General features: G+C 40.1%; 17 protein-coding genes, 1 tRNA gene and 1 other RNA gene. 12 read left to right on the forward strand and 7 right to left on the reverse strand.

The window, feature by feature from the left end:
• Entirely contained in the window at positions 1–831 is an 831-nt protein-coding gene (gene kduI / locus ACST13_RS02590) for a 5-dehydro-4-deoxy-D-glucuronate isomerase (protein ID WP_459521664.1), read from the reverse strand.
• Positions 832–906: 75 nt separating this feature from the next.
• On the opposite strand from kduI, the gene ACST13_RS02595 reads away from it, so the two are divergent.
• From ACST13_RS02595 to ACST13_RS02645, 11 genes are all read left to right on the forward strand, one after another.
• On the forward strand, positions 907–1,614 hold the full coding sequence (locus tag ACST13_RS02595; RefSeq protein ID WP_459521665.1) for a hypothetical protein: 708 nt from the start codon (positions 907–909) through the stop codon (positions 1,612–1,614).
• Positions 1,604–2,353, forward strand: a complete 750-nt coding sequence (locus tag ACST13_RS02600; RefSeq protein ID WP_459521666.1) for a tRNA (adenosine(37)-N6)-dimethylallyltransferase — start codon at positions 1,604–1,606, stop codon at positions 2,351–2,353. Before ACST13_RS02595 ends, ACST13_RS02600 begins: the two co-directional genes overlap by 11 nt.
• Before the next feature lie 65 nt (positions 2,354–2,418).
• Positions 2,419–2,506 (forward strand) — tRNA-Ser (locus tag ACST13_RS02605).
• 62 nt (positions 2,507–2,568) lie between these two features.
• The gene (gene rsmI, locus ACST13_RS02610) at positions 2,569–3,240 is read left to right on the forward strand and encodes a 16S rRNA (cytidine(1402)-2'-O)-methyltransferase (protein ID WP_459521667.1); all 672 of its coding nucleotides are present in this window, start codon (positions 2,569–2,571) and stop codon (positions 3,238–3,240) included.
• Positions 3,241–4,344, forward strand: coding sequence for an Lnb N-terminal periplasmic domain-containing protein (locus ACST13_RS02615; RefSeq protein WP_459521668.1), 1,104 nt, complete (start codon positions 3,241–3,243; stop codon positions 4,342–4,344).
• 93 nt (positions 4,345–4,437) lie between these two features.
• The gene (locus ACST13_RS02620; protein WP_459521845.1) at positions 4,438–6,534 is read left to right on the forward strand and encodes a carbohydrate binding family 9 domain-containing protein; all 2,097 of its coding nucleotides are present in this window, start codon (positions 4,438–4,440) and stop codon (positions 6,532–6,534) included.
• 1 nt (position 6,535) lies between these two features.
• On the forward strand, positions 6,536–7,549 hold the full coding sequence (locus ACST13_RS02625; protein ID WP_459521669.1) for a threonine aldolase family protein: 1,014 nt from the start codon (positions 6,536–6,538) through the stop codon (positions 7,547–7,549).
• Positions 7,550–7,588: 39 nt separating this feature from the next.
• Positions 7,589–7,903 (forward strand): L-rhamnose mutarotase, encoded by a 315-nt coding sequence (gene rhaM / locus ACST13_RS02630; RefSeq protein ID WP_459521670.1) that lies wholly within the window; start codon positions 7,589–7,591, stop codon positions 7,901–7,903.
• Positions 7,903–8,994: a glycoside hydrolase family 88/105 protein gene (locus tag ACST13_RS02635; protein ID WP_459521671.1), complete on the forward strand. Its 1,092-nt coding sequence runs from the start codon at positions 7,903–7,905 to the stop codon at positions 8,992–8,994. Before rhaM ends, ACST13_RS02635 begins: the two co-directional genes overlap by 1 nt.
• 130 nt (positions 8,995–9,124) lie before the next feature.
• The gene (locus ACST13_RS02640) at positions 9,125–10,510 is read left to right on the forward strand and encodes an aminopeptidase P N-terminal domain-containing protein (RefSeq protein ID WP_459521672.1); all 1,386 of its coding nucleotides are present in this window, start codon (positions 9,125–9,127) and stop codon (positions 10,508–10,510) included.
• A 15-nt stretch (positions 10,511–10,525) separates the two neighbouring features.
• Complete coding sequence (locus ACST13_RS02645; RefSeq protein ID WP_459521673.1) at positions 10,526–11,002, forward strand: DUF2147 domain-containing protein; 477 nt, start codon at positions 10,526–10,528, stop codon at positions 11,000–11,002.
• On the opposite strand, the gene ACST13_RS02650 is transcribed toward ACST13_RS02645, so the two are convergent.
• The 3 genes from ACST13_RS02650 to ACST13_RS02660 form a co-directional block, all read right to left on the reverse strand.
• Entirely contained in the window at positions 10,995–12,056 is a 1,062-nt protein-coding gene (locus ACST13_RS02650; protein WP_459521674.1) for a DUF6268 family outer membrane beta-barrel protein, read from the reverse strand. The genes ACST13_RS02645 and ACST13_RS02650 overlap by 8 nt on opposite strands.
• A 126-nt stretch (positions 12,057–12,182) precedes the next feature.
• Positions 12,183–12,551, reverse strand: a transfer-messenger RNA (tmRNA) gene (gene ssrA, locus ACST13_RS02655).
• A 24-nt stretch (positions 12,552–12,575) separates the two neighbouring features.
• Positions 12,576–13,046 carry an Lrp/AsnC family transcriptional regulator gene (locus tag ACST13_RS02660; protein WP_459521675.1) on the reverse strand — a complete coding sequence of 157 codons (471 nt, stop codon included), beginning with the start codon at positions 13,044–13,046 and terminating at the stop codon, positions 12,576–12,578.
• A 205-nt stretch (positions 13,047–13,251) separates the two neighbouring features.
• On the opposite strand from ACST13_RS02660, the gene ald reads away from it, so the two are divergent.
• Complete coding sequence (gene ald / locus ACST13_RS02665) at positions 13,252–14,337, forward strand: alanine dehydrogenase (protein ID WP_459521676.1); 1,086 nt, start codon at positions 13,252–13,254, stop codon at positions 14,335–14,337.
• Here the strand turns inward: ald and ACST13_RS02670 are convergent.
• The 3 genes from ACST13_RS02670 to ACST13_RS02680 are packed head-to-tail and all read right to left on the reverse strand — an operon-like array spanning position 14,334 to position 17,342.
• Positions 14,334–15,764, reverse strand: coding sequence for an ATP-dependent DNA helicase (locus tag ACST13_RS02670; protein ID WP_459521677.1), 1,431 nt, complete (start codon positions 15,762–15,764; stop codon positions 14,334–14,336). The two genes, ald and ACST13_RS02670, sit on opposite strands and share 4 nt — an antisense overlap.
• Positions 15,765–15,772: 8 nt before the next feature.
• Positions 15,773–16,372: an aminotransferase class IV gene (locus ACST13_RS02675; RefSeq protein ID WP_459521678.1), complete on the reverse strand. Its 600-nt coding sequence runs from the start codon at positions 16,370–16,372 to the stop codon at positions 15,773–15,775.
• A gap of 1 nt (position 16,373) precedes the next feature.
• Positions 16,374–17,342, reverse strand: coding sequence for an aminodeoxychorismate synthase component I (locus ACST13_RS02680; protein WP_459521679.1), 969 nt, complete (start codon positions 17,340–17,342; stop codon positions 16,374–16,376).
• Positions 17,343–17,344 lie beyond the last annotated feature (2 nt).

Genomic DNA, 17,344 nt, shown 5'->3' on the forward strand with positions numbered 1-17,344 from the left:
TTAGCGTAATTCAGAGATCTCAGCAAAATCCATATCCGTATAATCTTTATTTTCACCTGCCATTCCCCAAATAAAGGAATAGTTCTTCGTCCCCGACCCACTGTGAATCGACCAGGGTGGCGAAATAACGGCTTGGTGATTATGCACCCAAATATGTTTCGTTTCAGTCGTTTCGCCCATTAAATGCAAAACAGCATGACCGGGTGTCACGTCAAAGTATAAATAAGCTTCCATCCGACGATCATGCACATGTGCTGGCATCGTATTCCATACCGAACCCGGTTCTAAAATCGTCAAGCCCATCACTAATTGACAAGATTGAATTCCCTCGTTATGAATGTATTTATAAATCGTGCGGTGATTCGAAGTTTCAAGGCTCCCTAAAACTACGGTTTGCACTTGCTCTCTGTCTAATTTGGCACAAGGAAAATGAGCATGTGCCGGAGCAGATAAAAGGTAGAATTGGGCTGGATTATCGCTCGAATCGGAACTGAAACTCACTTCTTTCACGCCTCGACCTACATAAACAGCCCCTAATTTATCGATAGTAAATTCTTCGCCATCAGCTTTTACCGTGCCTTTGCCCCCCACATTGATAATCCCTAATTCACGTCTTTCTAGAAAGAAATTAGCTTTTAATTTTTCTGGATTAGGTAAGCTTAATGTGTTTAATACAGGCATTGCACCACCGATGATCATTCGATCATAAATGGTATACGTTAATTGTATTTGATCCGCATGAAAGATCTTCTCTAGTAAGAAATTATCTCTGATCTCTTGATTCGTAAAGGTGGAAACTTCTTTCCGGCTCGCCTCAAATCTATAATCCATTTGTTTAGTTTTTTCTATTTGTTTTGTGATGTAAAGCGCTTTTGCGCCTTATTCTACTGTATATTTACACGTTTTATGCCAAAAGAGTTCCCAAATAGCCTCGCCCATTTCCTTATTTCAATCGGTTTTCAGTCGATTGGTGAAGAATTGTGGCATCACGAGTCTACAAAGGTACGCGTTAAAGCGATGCCAGGGAATTCAGAAGAAGGGGATATTTGTATTGGGGAAGATCAGTGGTTGTCGCGGCGCGCTTCGATTGAGAAACAAATTATCGCTCGTACGACACCTTTGAGTTCCGTTTTTGCGCGAGATACCCGTATTGTTCCAATCGATGCTGCAACTGCTCGCGATTTTTTAGATCAGGAACACGTGAAGGGCTTTTTAAAGGGCTCTAGTTATTTTGGCTGTATCGTTCCGCCGCATCGGGTTTTTCGGGGAATCGAAAGTTCGTATTTGTTCGAGGGTCATCCACTACTGGCGGTGGCTGTTTTTGGAAAATCCTTCATCATGAAAGAGTCAGGTTTAGCAGGTTGTTTGTCTGGCGAACTTACCGAAATTGCCACTTTATCAAGCATTCGCCTTGTAGGTGGTTTGACAAAATTCTTGCAGGCATATAAAGACCAGTATCCTGAAATGCACAATATAATGACCTATGTGGACAAGGAATGGAATACAGGGGAAGGTTTTTTGTCAGTGGGGTTTTCTAAGATAGGAGAGACCGAACCCATTCAGTTGGAAAGTCGCGTGAATAAGGGAAATTTGAAACTACGTTATGTCTACTAATCAAAAGCTTATCGTTTTATTAGGTCCCACGGCGAGCGGTAAAACGGCTTTAGCTGTAGAAATAGCGTGCGCTTTAGATGGGGAGATTATATCAGCCGACTCCCGCCAAATTTACCGTCGCCTCGACATAGGCACCGGAAAAGACCTAAAAGAATATGGTTTTATACCGTATCATTTAATTGATAGTCATGAAATAGGAGAGGCTTTCTCCGTCGCACATTTTCAAAAAGCTGCTTTTGATGCGATTAATGACGTTTTCTCGCGAGGAAAACAACCTATCCTCTGTGGCGGAACAGGATTGTATATCGAATCCTTATTAGCGAATTACCAGTTCTCTCACGTACCTCATTTCCTGTCTGAGCCGTTGGATATTCAATTTAACTATACCGTTTTTGGCCTAGATCCGTCTACCGAATTAAGGCGGGATAGAATTTCCCAAAGATTAACCAAGCGCTTACAGGAAGGGATGTTAGAAGAAGTGCAACAGCTATTATTTGAAGGCGTACATCCTGAAGAATTACGTTGGATGGGCTTAGAGTATAAATGGATGGTGAATTATGTGGAGGGGGTGATTTCGCGAGATGAGTTTGAAAGAGGCCTTGAATCAGCTATTCATCAATTCGCAAAGCGCCAAATGACTTATTTTAGAAAAATGGAGCGCGCTGGGATCGTCATCAATTGGATTCCGGAGACCCTTGATTTTCAAGGGAAAAGAGATTTTATCTTACATTTTATCTAAAATTTTAGACAGAGCTATTGCAAAACGTGGAAAAACGCCTTACTTTTGCAATCTCTTAAGGAGACAGAGAGTTGGCAGAGTGGTCGATTGCGGCAGTCTTGAAAACTGTTGACTGTTACAGGTCCGGGGGTTCGAATCCCTCACTCTCTACCAGAGCGAAAAGCGAAACGAAAGTTTCGCTTTTTTTGTTTCAGGTCATTTAATTAAATTTAGGAATGAAATTATACCTAGTACCTACACCGATAGGAAATTTAGAGGATATAACCTTGCGCGCGATTCGGGTATTAGGCGAAGTAGATGGCATTTTAGCGGAGGATACGCGTAATTCTGGTCAACTCTTAAAGCACCTGAATATCTCCAAACCTTTGTATTCACATCATGCTCACAACGAACACATGGGTGTTCCTGGGGTAATTAAGATGCTGAAGGAAGGTAAAAGTTTAGCCTTGATTTCAGATGCGGGTACTCCAGGAATATCTGATCCAGGTTATCTTTTAGTGAAGGCTTGCGTAGATAATGGCATTGAGGTGGAATCTCTACCTGGGGCCACGGCCTTCGTTCCAGCACTTGTAAATTCGGGATTCCCCACAGATCGTTTTGTGTATGAAGGCTTCTTACCTCATAAGAAAGGCCGTCAAACTCGTTGGAAAGCGTTGGCAGAAGAAGAAAGAACCATTGTTCTATATGAATCCCCCCATCGTTTGGTGAAGGCTTTGGAGCAAATAATTGAATTTATCTCGGCAGATCGCTTAGTGATGGTCGGACGAGAAATAAGTAAATTGCACGAACAAATGGTGCGAGGTACAGCGACAGAGGTATTAGCGTATTTCGTGGCTCATCCGGATAAAGTGCGGGGCGAAATTGTGATTGTAATTGCTGGAAAATAGATGAAAAAGATTCTTTTATTCTTATTGATTTCTATAGCTGTTAAAGCTCAATTGAGTTCAAAGGCTGAGGTGGTTTTAGTGACATTAGCACCAGGAGAGGAGTTGCACGCCGCTTTTGGCCATACTATTCTATGGATTAATGATCCTACAAATGGGATTGATCGGGCTTATAGTTATGGGACTTTTGATTTCAAAACGGAGAATTTCTATTTGAAGTTCTTGATGGGAACTTTACCCTACACGATTTCTGTGCATTCGATGCAGGACGAGTTTAATTATAATGCACAATACGAAAAACGCGGGATGATTGCCCAAAAACTCCAGCTCGATTCACTCCAAAAAAACGCCATCTTCCAAGCTTTAGAGACTAATTTATTGCCTGAAAACAAAGAGTATGCCTATAAATTCTTCTATGATAATTGTTCTACTCGAATTCGGGATATGATTGAGAAGAATGCACCGGGGAAATACACATGGACGCAGAATCCTTCACTCGAAGGTAAATCGTACCGCGATTGGATGAACAAATACCTGGCTCCTAATTCATGGGTAACGCTGGGGATGAATTTAGCTTTAGGTATTCCTTCTAATGTCAAAGCAACAGCCTCCCAATCCTGTTATTTGCCTGATAATTTAGCATCTGCTACGAATCTAGCCTCTAAATTATCAGCGAATCCTGTTAGTTTGTATGATGCGGAAGTTGCGCCAGAGGCAGGTTTTGATTTTACTGGCCCTTATGTAATCTTAAGTATTTTGACGGCATTAGTCGGATTTTTTACGTTTAAAAATAAGTTTCCTTATGCAGCAGATATAGCTTTATTTTCCATTATAGGGGTTTTAGCTTGGTTTGTTTTCTTTTTAGGAACGGCTACTAATCACGAGGTTATGGCATGGAATCCTGCATCTTTGATGCTGTTCCCTTTTAATTTTCCGCTAGTGATTTGGTTTGCTAGAAATCCTTTGAAGTGGAAAATATACCTTCAGATTATTAGCGTTTTGTGTTTTACAGGTATTGTTTGGTCAGGAATACAATTTTGGCCAATGGTATTAGTCGGATTGCCTATATTTATCCGAGTGTGCTATTTATCCTTCATCAAAAAATAAATGCGTTACCTCTTACTTTTCATCTCCTTTTGTAGCTTTTCGTAAGAGGTCTTCAAGCCCATTAGCCCGCAGAAAGAATTTCAGCCGCTAAAGATTGAGCGCAATTTAAAAGCGGATGGACATTTAGATGAATCTGAGTGGCAAAAAGCACCTTCTATTTCTTTAGATTATCAAGTGGAGCCTTTTCAATGTAGCAAGGCCTCTTTTTCCTCGGAGGTCAAAATGCTCTATAATCATCAATTCCTGTACGTTGCGGCTATCCTGAATGATACCATTGGAAAGAATGGGTATCGTGCGCCTAATTTAAAGAGGGATTATGTCTTTACGGAAAATGATTTGTTTGGAATTGCTATAGATGGATTTAATGATAAACGAAATGCGATTGTATTACAATCCAATGCCTATGCGGCTCAGCGCGATTTATTATCCTTTGATGATCGTCAATTTGACATTGATTGGGATGGTTTGTATCGAGTTAGAACGCATCGTTCTGATTCATCGTGGGTAGCTGAGTTTGCCATTCCTTGGCAAACATTACGTTATCCTAAGACCGATGGAACCAAAACGCAAGATTGGGGATTAAATTTATTTCGGGTAAGACGCGCAAGTAATGAATTATCAGCTTGGTCACCGCTTCCTCGTTCGATGAGTCCCTTACGAATGGATTATGCAGGTAAATTAACAGGAATCATTCCTCCTCCACCTACGGCAACTAATATTCGATTTATTCCGTATTTATTACAGGTTTCTAAGAAGACAGAGGGCACAGAAATAGGAAATGCTAACCTTTCAGACTTTAAAGGAGGTGGGGAAATCAAATGGGCCATTAGTCCCACTTCCATTTTAGATTTTACTTTTAACACTGATTTTGCGCAGGCTGATGTAGATCGCCAAGTCAATAATATTTCCCGTTTCTCCGTCTTTTTCCCAGAACGACGTCAGTTTTTCTTAGAGAATGCCTCGCTGTTTTCGGCTGGTTTAGCACCAATTAATGAGATAATAGGTGGTTCTATGTATATTCAGCCCTTTTTTAGTAGGACCATTGGTTTAGATGCGAACGTGAACCCGATTGCCATTACTGCCGGGTCGCGTTTTGTTTTTCGATCAGAAAAAAGAAATCTAGGGGGTATTTATATGCGCCAAGGGGAGGGGGATGGTGATCCGTTTACTAATTTCTTTGTAGGTCGTTATTCGGAGAATTTTGGTAAGCAAAATAGGGTAGGCGTGATAGCTACCACTAAATCGTCTCCCTCCTTCGTTCAATCTACAGGTGCCGTAGATGCCTTTATTCGATTTAATGATAAGTTCTCTTTTAGTGGTATGGGAACGTTAACACAAGATAGTCGAAATGGGGATCAAGGATTCGCGGAATATGGTCAATTTCTGTATAAAACTAATTTAGTGACTCTTTATTGGACCCAAACGATGGTTTCAGAAAAGTACAATCCGGCCATGGGTTTTGTCTCTCGAAGAAATATTTTATCGAATTCACAAGGAATAGATTTTAATGTTCGAGGAAAGTGGTTGCCTAAATTTATTCGTTTTTGGCAACCGGGTGTCTACACGGAATTATACCATAGTTTAAAGACGGGTAATATAATTGAACAGCGACTTATATCAGGACCACTTTGGTTCAATTTGCAAAATGGAGGAATTTTAGGCGGTTATATTGAGGCTAGTGTTCAAAATTTAGAAGATACGTTCAGTCCGGTAGGAATTAAGATTAATCCAGGTAGTTATTCTTATTTCAGAAAAGGTTTTTTACTGTCAAGTGATCCTAGTTCAAAGTATTCTGGATCCACAGAATACGGATGGGGCGGCTATTATAATGGGCAATTACAGACTGTGGACACTAAATTCAGGATCGCTCCTATACCGCATCTAAATCTAGGTCTACCTTGGAATTGGGGCAAATTTGAGAATATGGGTGCTGATCGGGAAACGAAAGAAGTGAATTTATTGATTTTGGAGACGCGATTGGCTATTAATCCTCGCTTACAGTTAATTGGATTTTATCAGAAAAATACGACGGATAATTTGAATTCTTTAAACATGCGTTTGGCTTGGGAATACCAGCCTTTGTCCTATGTTTATTTAGTATTTAATACCCTGAATTATCAGGGAACAGATACTACCCAACAGATGCAACAAAGTTTTTTAGCTAAATTGTCCTATCTAAAGCAATTTTAATATGAAGATCGAATTACGCAGCGATACGTTTACTTTACCTACTTCAGGAATGAGAGAGGCCATGTTTTCGGCTCCTTTGGGTGATGATGTTTTTGGAGAAGACCCGACTGTTAATGCCTTAGAGGGGAAAGTGGCGAAGCTTTTTCATATGGAAGCCGCGCTTTTCTGTGTTTCAGGAACGCAATCGAATCAGATTGCGATTTCGGTACATGTTTCTAAAGGTCAAGAAGTTATTTGCGATGAACTTTCTCATATCTATTTGTATGAAGGTGGTGGAATTATGGCGAATTCAGGTGCATCCGTGAAATTGCTGAAGGGCGATTTAGGTCGTTTATCTGTTGGCCAAATCCGTTCTGCCATCTCCCCAGATGATATTCACGCCTGCGAAAGTCGTTTGGTCTCTTTAGAAAATACGGTAAATAAAGGAGGAGGGAGTATCTATACCTCTGAAGCGCTTCAAGAAATTTCGGATTTTTGTCGCTCGGTGGATATTCCACTTCATTTAGATGGGGCACGAATATTTAATGCGTTAGCTGAAACGGGTCAAACACCGGCGCAATTCGGTGCTTGGTTTGACACTATTTCTGTCTGCTTATCGAAAGGATTAGGGGCTCCCATAGGTTCCGTCCTGTTAGGCTCTAAGGAATTTATTAAAAAAGCGCGCAGGGTTAGGAAACGTTTAGGTGGAGGATGGCGACAAGCCGGATTATTAGCGGCTGCTGGAATCTATGCATTAGATCACCAAGTAGACCGCTTAAAAGAAGATCATGCCAGAGCTCGTGTTATTGCCTCCTTGTGTGAAAAACTGCCTTGGGTGAAAGCTATTTTACCTGTCGCTACTAATATTGTCATTTTGCAATTGCAAGATGGATTGTCGTCCGTGGCTAAAGTAGCAGAATTGAAAGAAAAAGGAATTTATTGCGCTCCTTTTGGCCCATCTTATGTTCGTTTTGTGACTCATTTAGGCTTCGATGATGCGGCCCTACAAGCATTTTCTGAACGAATATCTGAGTAAAATCGCAAGCCTTGCGCCTTCTATAAGAAATCAATTCTTATGCAGCGAAAGGCGTTTAAAATGTATTTACTTCCCGGTCATTCGGTTGAATACAAGAAAAGACATGATGAAATTTGGCCTGAATTAGTCGAATTACTACATCAGGCAGGTATTCAAAACTATTCCATTTTCTTGGATGAAAGTACCCGTATGCTATTCGGATATGTAGAAGCGCCTGATTTATCAACACTTGATTCTCTTCCATCTCAGGAAGTGATGAAAAAATGGTGGGCCTATATGGCGGATCTTATGGAGACGAATCCAGATCATTCGCCTGTTACTATTGATTTAACGCCCGTCTTCTATTTAGCCTAATGAAGAAATTACTCTTTTTACTATTGCCATTAAGCGTTTTTGCAGTAAAGCCGGATCGTACACAGGTACTGGCAAATATGCATTTGGCAAAATCTTATTTTCAAGGTATTTGGCCCGATGTGACTAAGGTAATCGTGAGCCCTGATAAGACGCGTCCCTCCAATATTTGGACTCGTTCCGTCTTTTATGAGGGATTAATCGAGTTATATAAGTTAGATCCTAAAGCGTCTGACCTGAAATACATGGAGGATTGGGGAGAGTTTCACCACTGGTCTTTGCGTAATGGGTTAAAAACAAGAAACGCGGATGACCAGGCCTGCGGTCAGGTTTATTTGGACTTATTTGATTTAAAGGCTGATTCTGCACGTATTAAGCCGATTAAAGAGAATATAGATAATATGGTCGCGACCGAAAAGTCGAACGATTGGTCTTGGGTAGATTGCCTCCAAATGAGCATGCCGGTATATACGCGTCTTGGTCTTCGATTTAAAGATGATCGGTATTTTAAGAAAATGCACGATTTATACACCGACACAAAAGTCAAATTGTATAATCAGCAGGAGCATTTATGGTGGAGAGACAAAGACTTCATTCCGCCCTATAAAGAGCCTAATGGAACTAATTGCTACTGGTCTAGAGGCAATGGATGGGTGTTTGCCGCTTTAGCTAGGACGCTAGATTTACTGCCCGCTAATGCGTCCTTTCGAGCAGAATATGTGAAAGATTTCCAAGATATGGCAGCGGCATTATTGCCTCTACAACGTAAGGATGGATTTTTTAATGTGAGTTTGACGGATGAATCGAATTATGGTGGTCCAGAATTAACCGGATCCGCTTTATTTGTTTATGGCCTGTCATGGGGCATTCGTCAAGGATTATTGCCTGCCTCGAAATACCAAAAATCAGTCGAAAAAGGCTGGAAAGCCATTGATTCCTGTGTTCAACCCACTGGTTTCTTATCCTATGTACAAGGAACAGGGAAGGAGCCAAAGGATTCTCAACCAGTAACAAAGACCTCCGTCCCTAATTTTGAGGATTTTGGTGTAGGGTGTTATTTATTAGCAGGTTCTGAAATCTTAAGGGCTAAATAGCATATTATGGATAAGTGCTTGGGGTTTATGCGGTTTCTGGCTGAGTCGGTATTTTGGCCAAAAAAATTAATTGAAAGGCTCTAAGTGAAGCCTTTTTTATTATCTTTCTACTTCAAAATTCTATTTTCAAATGAAAATTAAACACCTCATCATCGGATTGTTCGCGACTTTGTCATTGCAATCTGCTATCGCTCAAGATTATCCGACGGATAATTTAAGTCCAGAATTTCACGCAGGTCGTCGTGCTGCCTTTAAGGAAAAGATGTCTGAAAAAGGTATGGGGATCTTTTTTGCCTCTCAGACTCGTCAACGTAGTAATGACACCGAGTTTCAATATGCCCAGAACAAGAATTTCTATTATTTAACTGGATTAGAAGAGCCTAATGCCGTTTTATTGTTATTCAAGCAGCCAGTAACCCTATTAGGCAAAACGGGAACGGAATTTATTTTTGTTCAAAACCGTGATCCATTTAAAGAGCTTTGGACAGGTAAAATTTTAGGAACCGAAGGTTTCAAAGCTAGAAGTAAAATGGAAAATGTGTTCATTAATGATCAATTTAATGCCTCTTCCATTTCTTTAGCTGCTGTAGACTCAGTTTACACTTTATACCGTTCGGAAGGAATCTTTACTAAATACCAGGTGAAGCCAGATCCTTTATCACGTATGGCTTCTTTGGTAGATAGTTTAGTTACTGTATCGGCTAAACCTTTGGCCGCCAGATCTGCTTTAAATACCTTGCGAAATTTAAGGGGTATCAAATTACCAGAAGAGATTGCTTTAATCCAAAAAGCGGCTTCCATCAGTGCTTTAGGGCACAATGATGTGATGCGCGCGATTAAGCCAGGAATGAAAGAATACCAGGCTCAGGCGATTATGGAGTATCATTTCAAAAACGCAGGTTCAGAATATCCGGGTTATAATAGCATCAATGGTGCGGCTGAAAACGCCTGTGTCTTGCATTATATTACGAATTTGAAAACGATCAAAGATGGCGATCTTTTATTGAGCGATTGTGCAGCGGAATACCACGGTTATTCGGCAGACGTCACGCGAACTGTTCCGGCGAATGGAAAGTTTAGCGAAGCTCAAAAAGCCTTGTACGAGATCGTTCTAGCTGCTCAAGATGCAGGTATTGCGGCTTGCAAAGTAGGCGCACCTTTTAGTGATTTAGATGCGGCCTCTCGTGCTGTGGTGAATGCAGGTTTAATTAAATTAGGCATCGCTGCTAATGAGAAAGAAGCGCGTACCTATTTCCCTCACAGTACGTCTCACCATTTAGGTTTAGATGTGCACGATTTAGGCCCACGCATTCTAGCAGCGGGTGTTGTGGTAACGGTAGAACCAGGAATTTATATTCCAGCAGGAAGTAAATGCGATAAGAAATGGTGGAATATTGGTATTCGTATCGAAGATGACATTTTAATTACGGAATCGGGGAATGTGAATCTTTCCAAAGGATCTCCTAGATCTGTTGCCGATATCGAAAAGATGGCCGCTCAGAAAACAACTTTTTAACTCTAAATACACACTATGATGAAAACTATGTTGCAATTTAAAAAAGTAGTATCCTTTGTCTTTATTGGACTTCTGTTTCAATCTTTTACATCGACTGCTCTTGAAACGAATCCAGATGCTATCATTGGCATTTGGAAATCAGGCGAGGGTAATGCCATGGTAAGAATTTATAAAAATGGAAGTAAATACCAGGGTAAAGTAGTTTGGTTAAAGGAACCAATTGATCCAGAAACAGGTAAGGCTAAATTAGATAAGAATAATGAAGAGCCGACTGCTAGGACTAAACCTGTGTTGGGCTTGATTAATATTTGGGGATTTGTCCCTAAAGGAGATAATTTATGGGAGGATGGAAATATCTATGATCCTAAGAATGGAAATACTTATTCCTCCACAATGCGCTTAATTAATACGAATACATTAGAGGTGCGAGGGTATATTGGGGTTTCTTTAATAGGTAGAACAGATACTTGGACAAGGCAAGTAGCTAAGTAATAATAAAAAAGGCTCCTAAAGAGCCTTTTTTATATGGAGAAACAAAATTTAGACTAAAATTGACGAAGAGTGGATTCCCTAATTTGCTGCTAAAATACCGTTCGTTATCTTCTTTTCCATCGTATTTATTCATGACATCAAATCGGTAATTATAGCGTAATCCCACTTGTGCGCTGAACCATAAGAAACCGGTGATTTTTTTATCCCACATGATTCTAGGTTTAAGCTCTCCACGTTGTATGTAGAATAAATCTCTTTGTGTAGCGGGTATAGGCATGGAAAATTGGTTACCTTCTAATTCAAATCCGGCTTGAATCATATTAGAGGTATTGATATTGTATCTGATAAAGCCTCTAGCTGGAAGAAGTAATTCCATACCCCATTTATCATTGAATGTTTTGTTCCAAAACAATACAGGAATATACAATAATCTACCAGCTCGGTAGGTTCTGGCAATACCCGTACCAATCATATTTTTTTCTGATTTCTTCCAACCATAAATAGCTGTAGCGCTCAGCGTTATTGCATTAGATGTTACTTTTGATTCTTGGTTGAATAATCCATTTACATCAGCACTTGCTTGTAAGATCAAAAAATTAGTCTCATTAAGTGGTTTGAAAATAGTTGTATTTATACCGGCACTAATCAGTGATGACTGATTTAATTGTTTAGCAAATGCATTATTACCCGGATTTTCAACTTGAAACTGAGAGCCCCAGTAGTTTACCCCTAATTGCCAAATGATTTTGTTGGTTGCCACAACCGGAATATTCAATTGTGCTTTAAAGGCATTTACTTGGCTTATGTGTTTATCTTCAATTATAGATAGTGATTCAGATATCCGAATTCCAGGCATGTGAAATTCACCAGTATAATCGTAGCCTAAACTAATGATTTTAGCTGGAGTTTGATTAAGCACTTTTTGGGTAGCGTACCTTTTAACACCATCCACTTCGCCATAATTGCTGTAATCTTCCAGTACTTCTGTGCTGTCCGTTTGGGCGAGAGATAAAAAGGTAATTGACGAAAAAAGGATTGAATAGAATATTTTCATAAGGAGTTTTTTGTAATAAACGTAAATATATTTCAAAATGTTTAATTCATATAACAGAGACATAGTAAAAAAAGCATTCGACTAGTCTTGCGACTTTCTGAATGCTTTTTTAATGAAAAAAATAATTTGTGGAATCGGAGGGACTCGAACCCTCGTCCAAACCTAGAGAACTGAAGCTTTCTACACGTGTAGATTTGATTAATTTTCGATGATAGACAGGTTCAAATCAGACCTTATCTAACACTTATCCTCTGGATACTACTGAATCAATAGAGAAATCAGAAACAGCGACTCTGCGTGTCGACGCTCAGAATCCCCCGTCGGCAGAGCTTAGACAGGGCTGAACGATGGCAATTGGTTAGTCTATCAGACTAAGCAGCCATGGCATACGAAGTATTGCCAGCTATAATTTGATGGTTTTTTTAACAGGAAATGCCAACAACTCCCGACGTGCTTACAACCGGACTACATAAGCTGTCAAAACCGGTCGATCCCAAATAGAATACAAAGATACAAAATTTACACGGGCAATGCCGTAGTTTGTTTTATTTCATCCATCACAAACAAGGTACTAATGTGTGCAACAGAGGGTAAAACTGCCAATTTTTCTTGGTAAAAATGATTGTAACTAGCTACATCTGCGCTTACTACATTTAAATAATAATCAAAGTTCCCGGATACTAAATGGCAGGACGTTACTTCCGGAAAGGCAAGAATGGCCTCTTCGAATTCGCGAAAGTTTTTTCTGTTTTGTTTCTCTAATGTTACTTGACAGTGGACAAGTAGGCCTAGATTCAGTTTTTTTCTATTCAATAAGGCCACATAACCCTGAATATATCCATCAGCTTCCATGCGCTTTATTCTATCATGGGTAGGGCTTAAGGATAGATTTACTTGCTCAGAGATCTCTTTCAAGGTTTTTTGGCTATCATTTTGAATGATTTGGAGGATTTTTAAGTCTAAATCATCTAATCCGGTATTTTTTGCCATAAAGTTTTCGGAATTTGTGTTGTTTAATTGTATGATTTAATAATTATTTCTGTAAAAGTATAATTATGTAGTAAATATTACTTATTTATAGGTAAAATGCAAGATAATTTATTGTCTTAATTATATTTGTGTTGTAGTACACTTCATCAAAAGGTAGAGGCCAGCGGATATTTTTCGGTGGCCTTTCTTTTTAAAACTTATTATTATGATCATAGGCGTTCCGAAGGAAATTAAAGTGCAGGAATTCAGGATAGGCTTAACTCCGGCAGGTGTCCAAGGTTTAACGGCTAATGGACATCAAGTATATGTTCAAGCTTCGGCTGGTGAAGGATCTGGATTGTCTGATGCACAATACAAAGCTGCTGGTGCTTCCATTTTAAGCACAGCTGCTGAATTATATGCGATGGCGGAGATGATTGTTAAGGTGAAAGAACCTTTGGCCTCGGAATTTCCGCTTATAAAACGCAACCAAATTTTGTTTACCTATTTCCACTTCGCTGCCTCTAGAGAGTTAACGGAAGCTATGATTGCCTCTAATTCCGTTTGTATAGCCTATGAGACAGTAGAATTAGCCGATCGTAGTTTGCCATTATTGACTCCTATGTCTGAAGTAGCAGGTCGTATGGCCATTCAAGTGGGGGCCTTTTATCTAGGAAAACCGCAAGGTGGAAAAGGTAAGTTATTAGGAGGCGTTCCAGGAGTAAAACCAGCTAATGTATTAATTTTAGGTGGAGGTGTGGTGGGAACTCAGGCGGCTAAGATGGCGGCTGGTTTAGGAGCAAATGTAACGATCATGGATACGAATTTAGCTCGACTGCGCTATTTAGATGAGGTGATGCCAGCTAATGTAGCTACGCAATTCTCTACGTCCTATGCTATTCAAGAGGCATTACCTTTAGCGGATTTAGTCGTAGGTGCGGTATTATTACATGGAGTCAAAGCTCCTCATTTAATCAAGCGCGACGATCTTAAGAGAATGTCACCGGGAACTATCCTAGTGGATGTGGCTGTGGATCAAGGAGGTTGCATTGAAACATGCAAGCCTACGACGCACGAAAACCCGATCTTCGAAATTGATGGAATTGTGCATTATTGCGTAGCCAATATGCCAGGAGCTGTTCCGCAGACGTCTACTTTAGCGTTGACGCAGGCCACTTTACCTTACGTACATCTACTAGCAAATCTAGGCTGGACAGAGGCGTGTATTCAAAATGAAGCCTTAAAAAAGGGCTTGACGATCTACGATGGTAAATTATTCCATGCAGGAGTCGCGGCCACGTTTAATCTTTAAAAGAAACGTTCATGAAAATTAACTAAGAAGATTTCATGACTCGCCCGCGTTATGGCTGTATATAACCAACGTAAATATTCGGCATCAATCTGATCTTCTTTTAAGTAACCTTGATCGACAAAAACGGCTGACCATTGACCGCCCTGGGATTTGTGAACGGTTAAGGCATAAGCGAATTTCACTTGTAAAGCATTCAAATAGGGGTCTTTTCTAATGGCTTCGGTTCGTTCCTTTTTCTTGGGAATATGTGCGTAATCCGCACAAACTGAATCATATAATTTTTTGTTTGCCTCTTTACCTAAGGCAGATTCTGTCGAATGAAGCGTTTCTAATAAGATTTTAGCCTCGATAGGTGGGTGATCATCATAATCGCATAAGCGTAAAGTGACATCTAAGAAACGCTGACCATGCATTTCCTCTTCGCGTTTGATTTTCATCATTTCCACAAAATCCCCATTGGCTAAAAATCCGGCTGGCGAATCTTCGTCTAACCAGTGGTAATTATTACGAACGATCATTAATAAATCCCCACTAGAAATTTCATCTTCTTGGTATAAGATGGTTCGTCTAACAAATTCATTTAATTGAACGGCACTTTTATTCGACCGAGTCAATAAAATGGTTTCTTCTTTGCCAAATTTCTTGTAGGCATAGTGCATCCCGTCTTCCATCTTTTCTCCTGTCATCCGAAAGATGTCTTTGAACGATTTGGTATTAAACTGGATCGCTGTGGAATTCGCTAAAAGCAATTGTCTTAACGCAGTGGCATTGTATAAAATGCCTGAATCTAGGTCTTGGCGCATGACATCCGTTAATTCATGATCTAACACTTCCATGTGGAATTCAGCTGCGATATACTCCTTCGAAAGGGCAGGGGAAAGACTTTTTCCGACGGGGGGTAATTGGGCTGTATCTCCCACGAAGATCAACTTATTGCCGGTATGTCCATTCTCCGGATTAGTGAAAACGTATTCGATTAAATCCGTTAATAAACTAGTAGTACCAAAATCAGATTCATCCGTTATCATCGAAGCCTCATCCACGATAAATACCGTATTAGTGGCGTAATTATTCATCCGTTGAAAACTGAGTGCTCCTGAATTGGGATTGCTTACTTGGCGGTAGATTTTTTTATGTATGGTGCTCGCTTTTTTCTTGGCATAATTAGCCATGACTTTGGCCGCGCGACCAGTGGGCGCTATTAATTGAGTTTTATAACCAAATGCAGGCAATATTTTAATTAAGGTGGAAATAACGGTCGTTTTTCCCGTTCCAGCATAACCCTTGATAATAAAGGTTAGCGCAGCCCATTCGTCTTTATTTAGCACAAAGCCACTTAACTTCTGAAACAGCTGCGCCTGAGAAGGGGTAGGTTCAAAAGGAAATTTTTGGTGCAATAAAAAGCTCGGGCTTTTTTCAGTACTCATGATTCAATTTACAAAATAGATTCCGCTACCGAAAGGGAGTTTTCAAGCTCGAGCGATCTAAACACGTTGATCAAACATACGCGCTCGTAGGTGGCTAATTCTTCTACTAAAATATCAGTTTCTTCTAATTCCTCTTCGATTATTAATCGGGCTCTTGTAGTTCCCCAGTGCAAGGGATCTTCTGGTGTATACCAAATACCCTCTTTTAAGAAGGCCAAATTCGCCACGGTACAATCTTGCACCTTTCCGTCTTTCACGAAAATTACTTCGTCGGCTTCTGGATGAGCTTCTAAAAAGGTTTTGAAAAATCCTCTTTCTGTCCATTTTAAGCCATAATCAATCTCTCCGGTATCGACCAAGGCGAAACGTTGAATCTCTTTTTTTACATAAGGTAAGATCTCTATTGTTTCAGGATCTTCTTGATAGGTGATTCGAAGTCGATGAGTTCCTTGAGCAGGTAATTCTTTCTCCGCTACGAGTTCTGCCACATCAAAGGGCTCCCATTCTGGAAAAAATTGTTCAAACGTCTCGTTTATCCGCATTTGGTGGAAATCGAGGTGTTGCGCCTGGCCATCCCGTATACAAATTGTTTCTAAGAAGGAGAACATATTAAAAAGGGAGATATACTTTTTGAATTAACTCATCGTACTCTTTTTTGACATCGGAAAAAACGGTAATGCCACCGCCACTTTTGAAAACAAGCCCATTGGGTTTCTTTTCGATAAACCTTATCAATACACCTGAATTAAAGCTTGTTCCATCAAATTTACCCATAATTCCGGTATAAAAACCTCGGTCATAGTGTTCCGTTTGTTCAATTAATTGCATCGTGGCTTTTTTCGGCGCGCCTGTAATAGATCCTGCGGGCAATAATTCCAGTAGAATGGATCCAAATTTTCGCTCAAATTCAGGCATTAATGTACCAGTAATTTTGGAGGACATCTGCCAAAGTTCCCCCGTATTCGTTTTCACCTTCTCGACATATTGGTATTTTTCTACCTGAATGGGATAGGCAACTTTGCTTAAATCATTCCGAATCAAATCCACAATCGTAGCATGTTCTGCTTTTTCTTTTGGATCGTTTTGTAGGCTAGCTTCAGAATCACCTTCGTTTACTTCCAGCGTTCCTTTCATAGGAAAGGAGGCAATTTGATTCTCTTGAATCTGTATAAAGGTCTCCGGAGAAAAGGAGGTAAAATAATCCTGAACTAAGATTTTGTAGGGAGCATCTGCTCGCTGAAAGATGTCTTCTAAGGAGAGAGGCGTTTCAACAAGGGTTTCTGCTGTTAAATTAAGCAGAAAAGAATCCCCTCTTTTTAAGCCTGCTTGAACCTGACGAAATTTTTCGGAATAATCCGCGAACGATAGGGGCTTTTTGCTAAATGAAATGGATTCAGCTGAAATACCTGCCGAATCAAATTCAAAACTAAATCCTAATTCAGCCGCCTCATCTATAGATCCTGCCCAAGCATTTTCTAAAGAATAATCCACTAAAAAGACGAAAGGAATCCCCTTTTCACCCCAAAGGTCCATTTGCTTGGCTACCTGTTCAAAGGGAGAAAAAGGAAATAAAGTCATAG

This window comes from Aquirufa sp. A-Brett2-W8 (assembly GCF_054558755.1).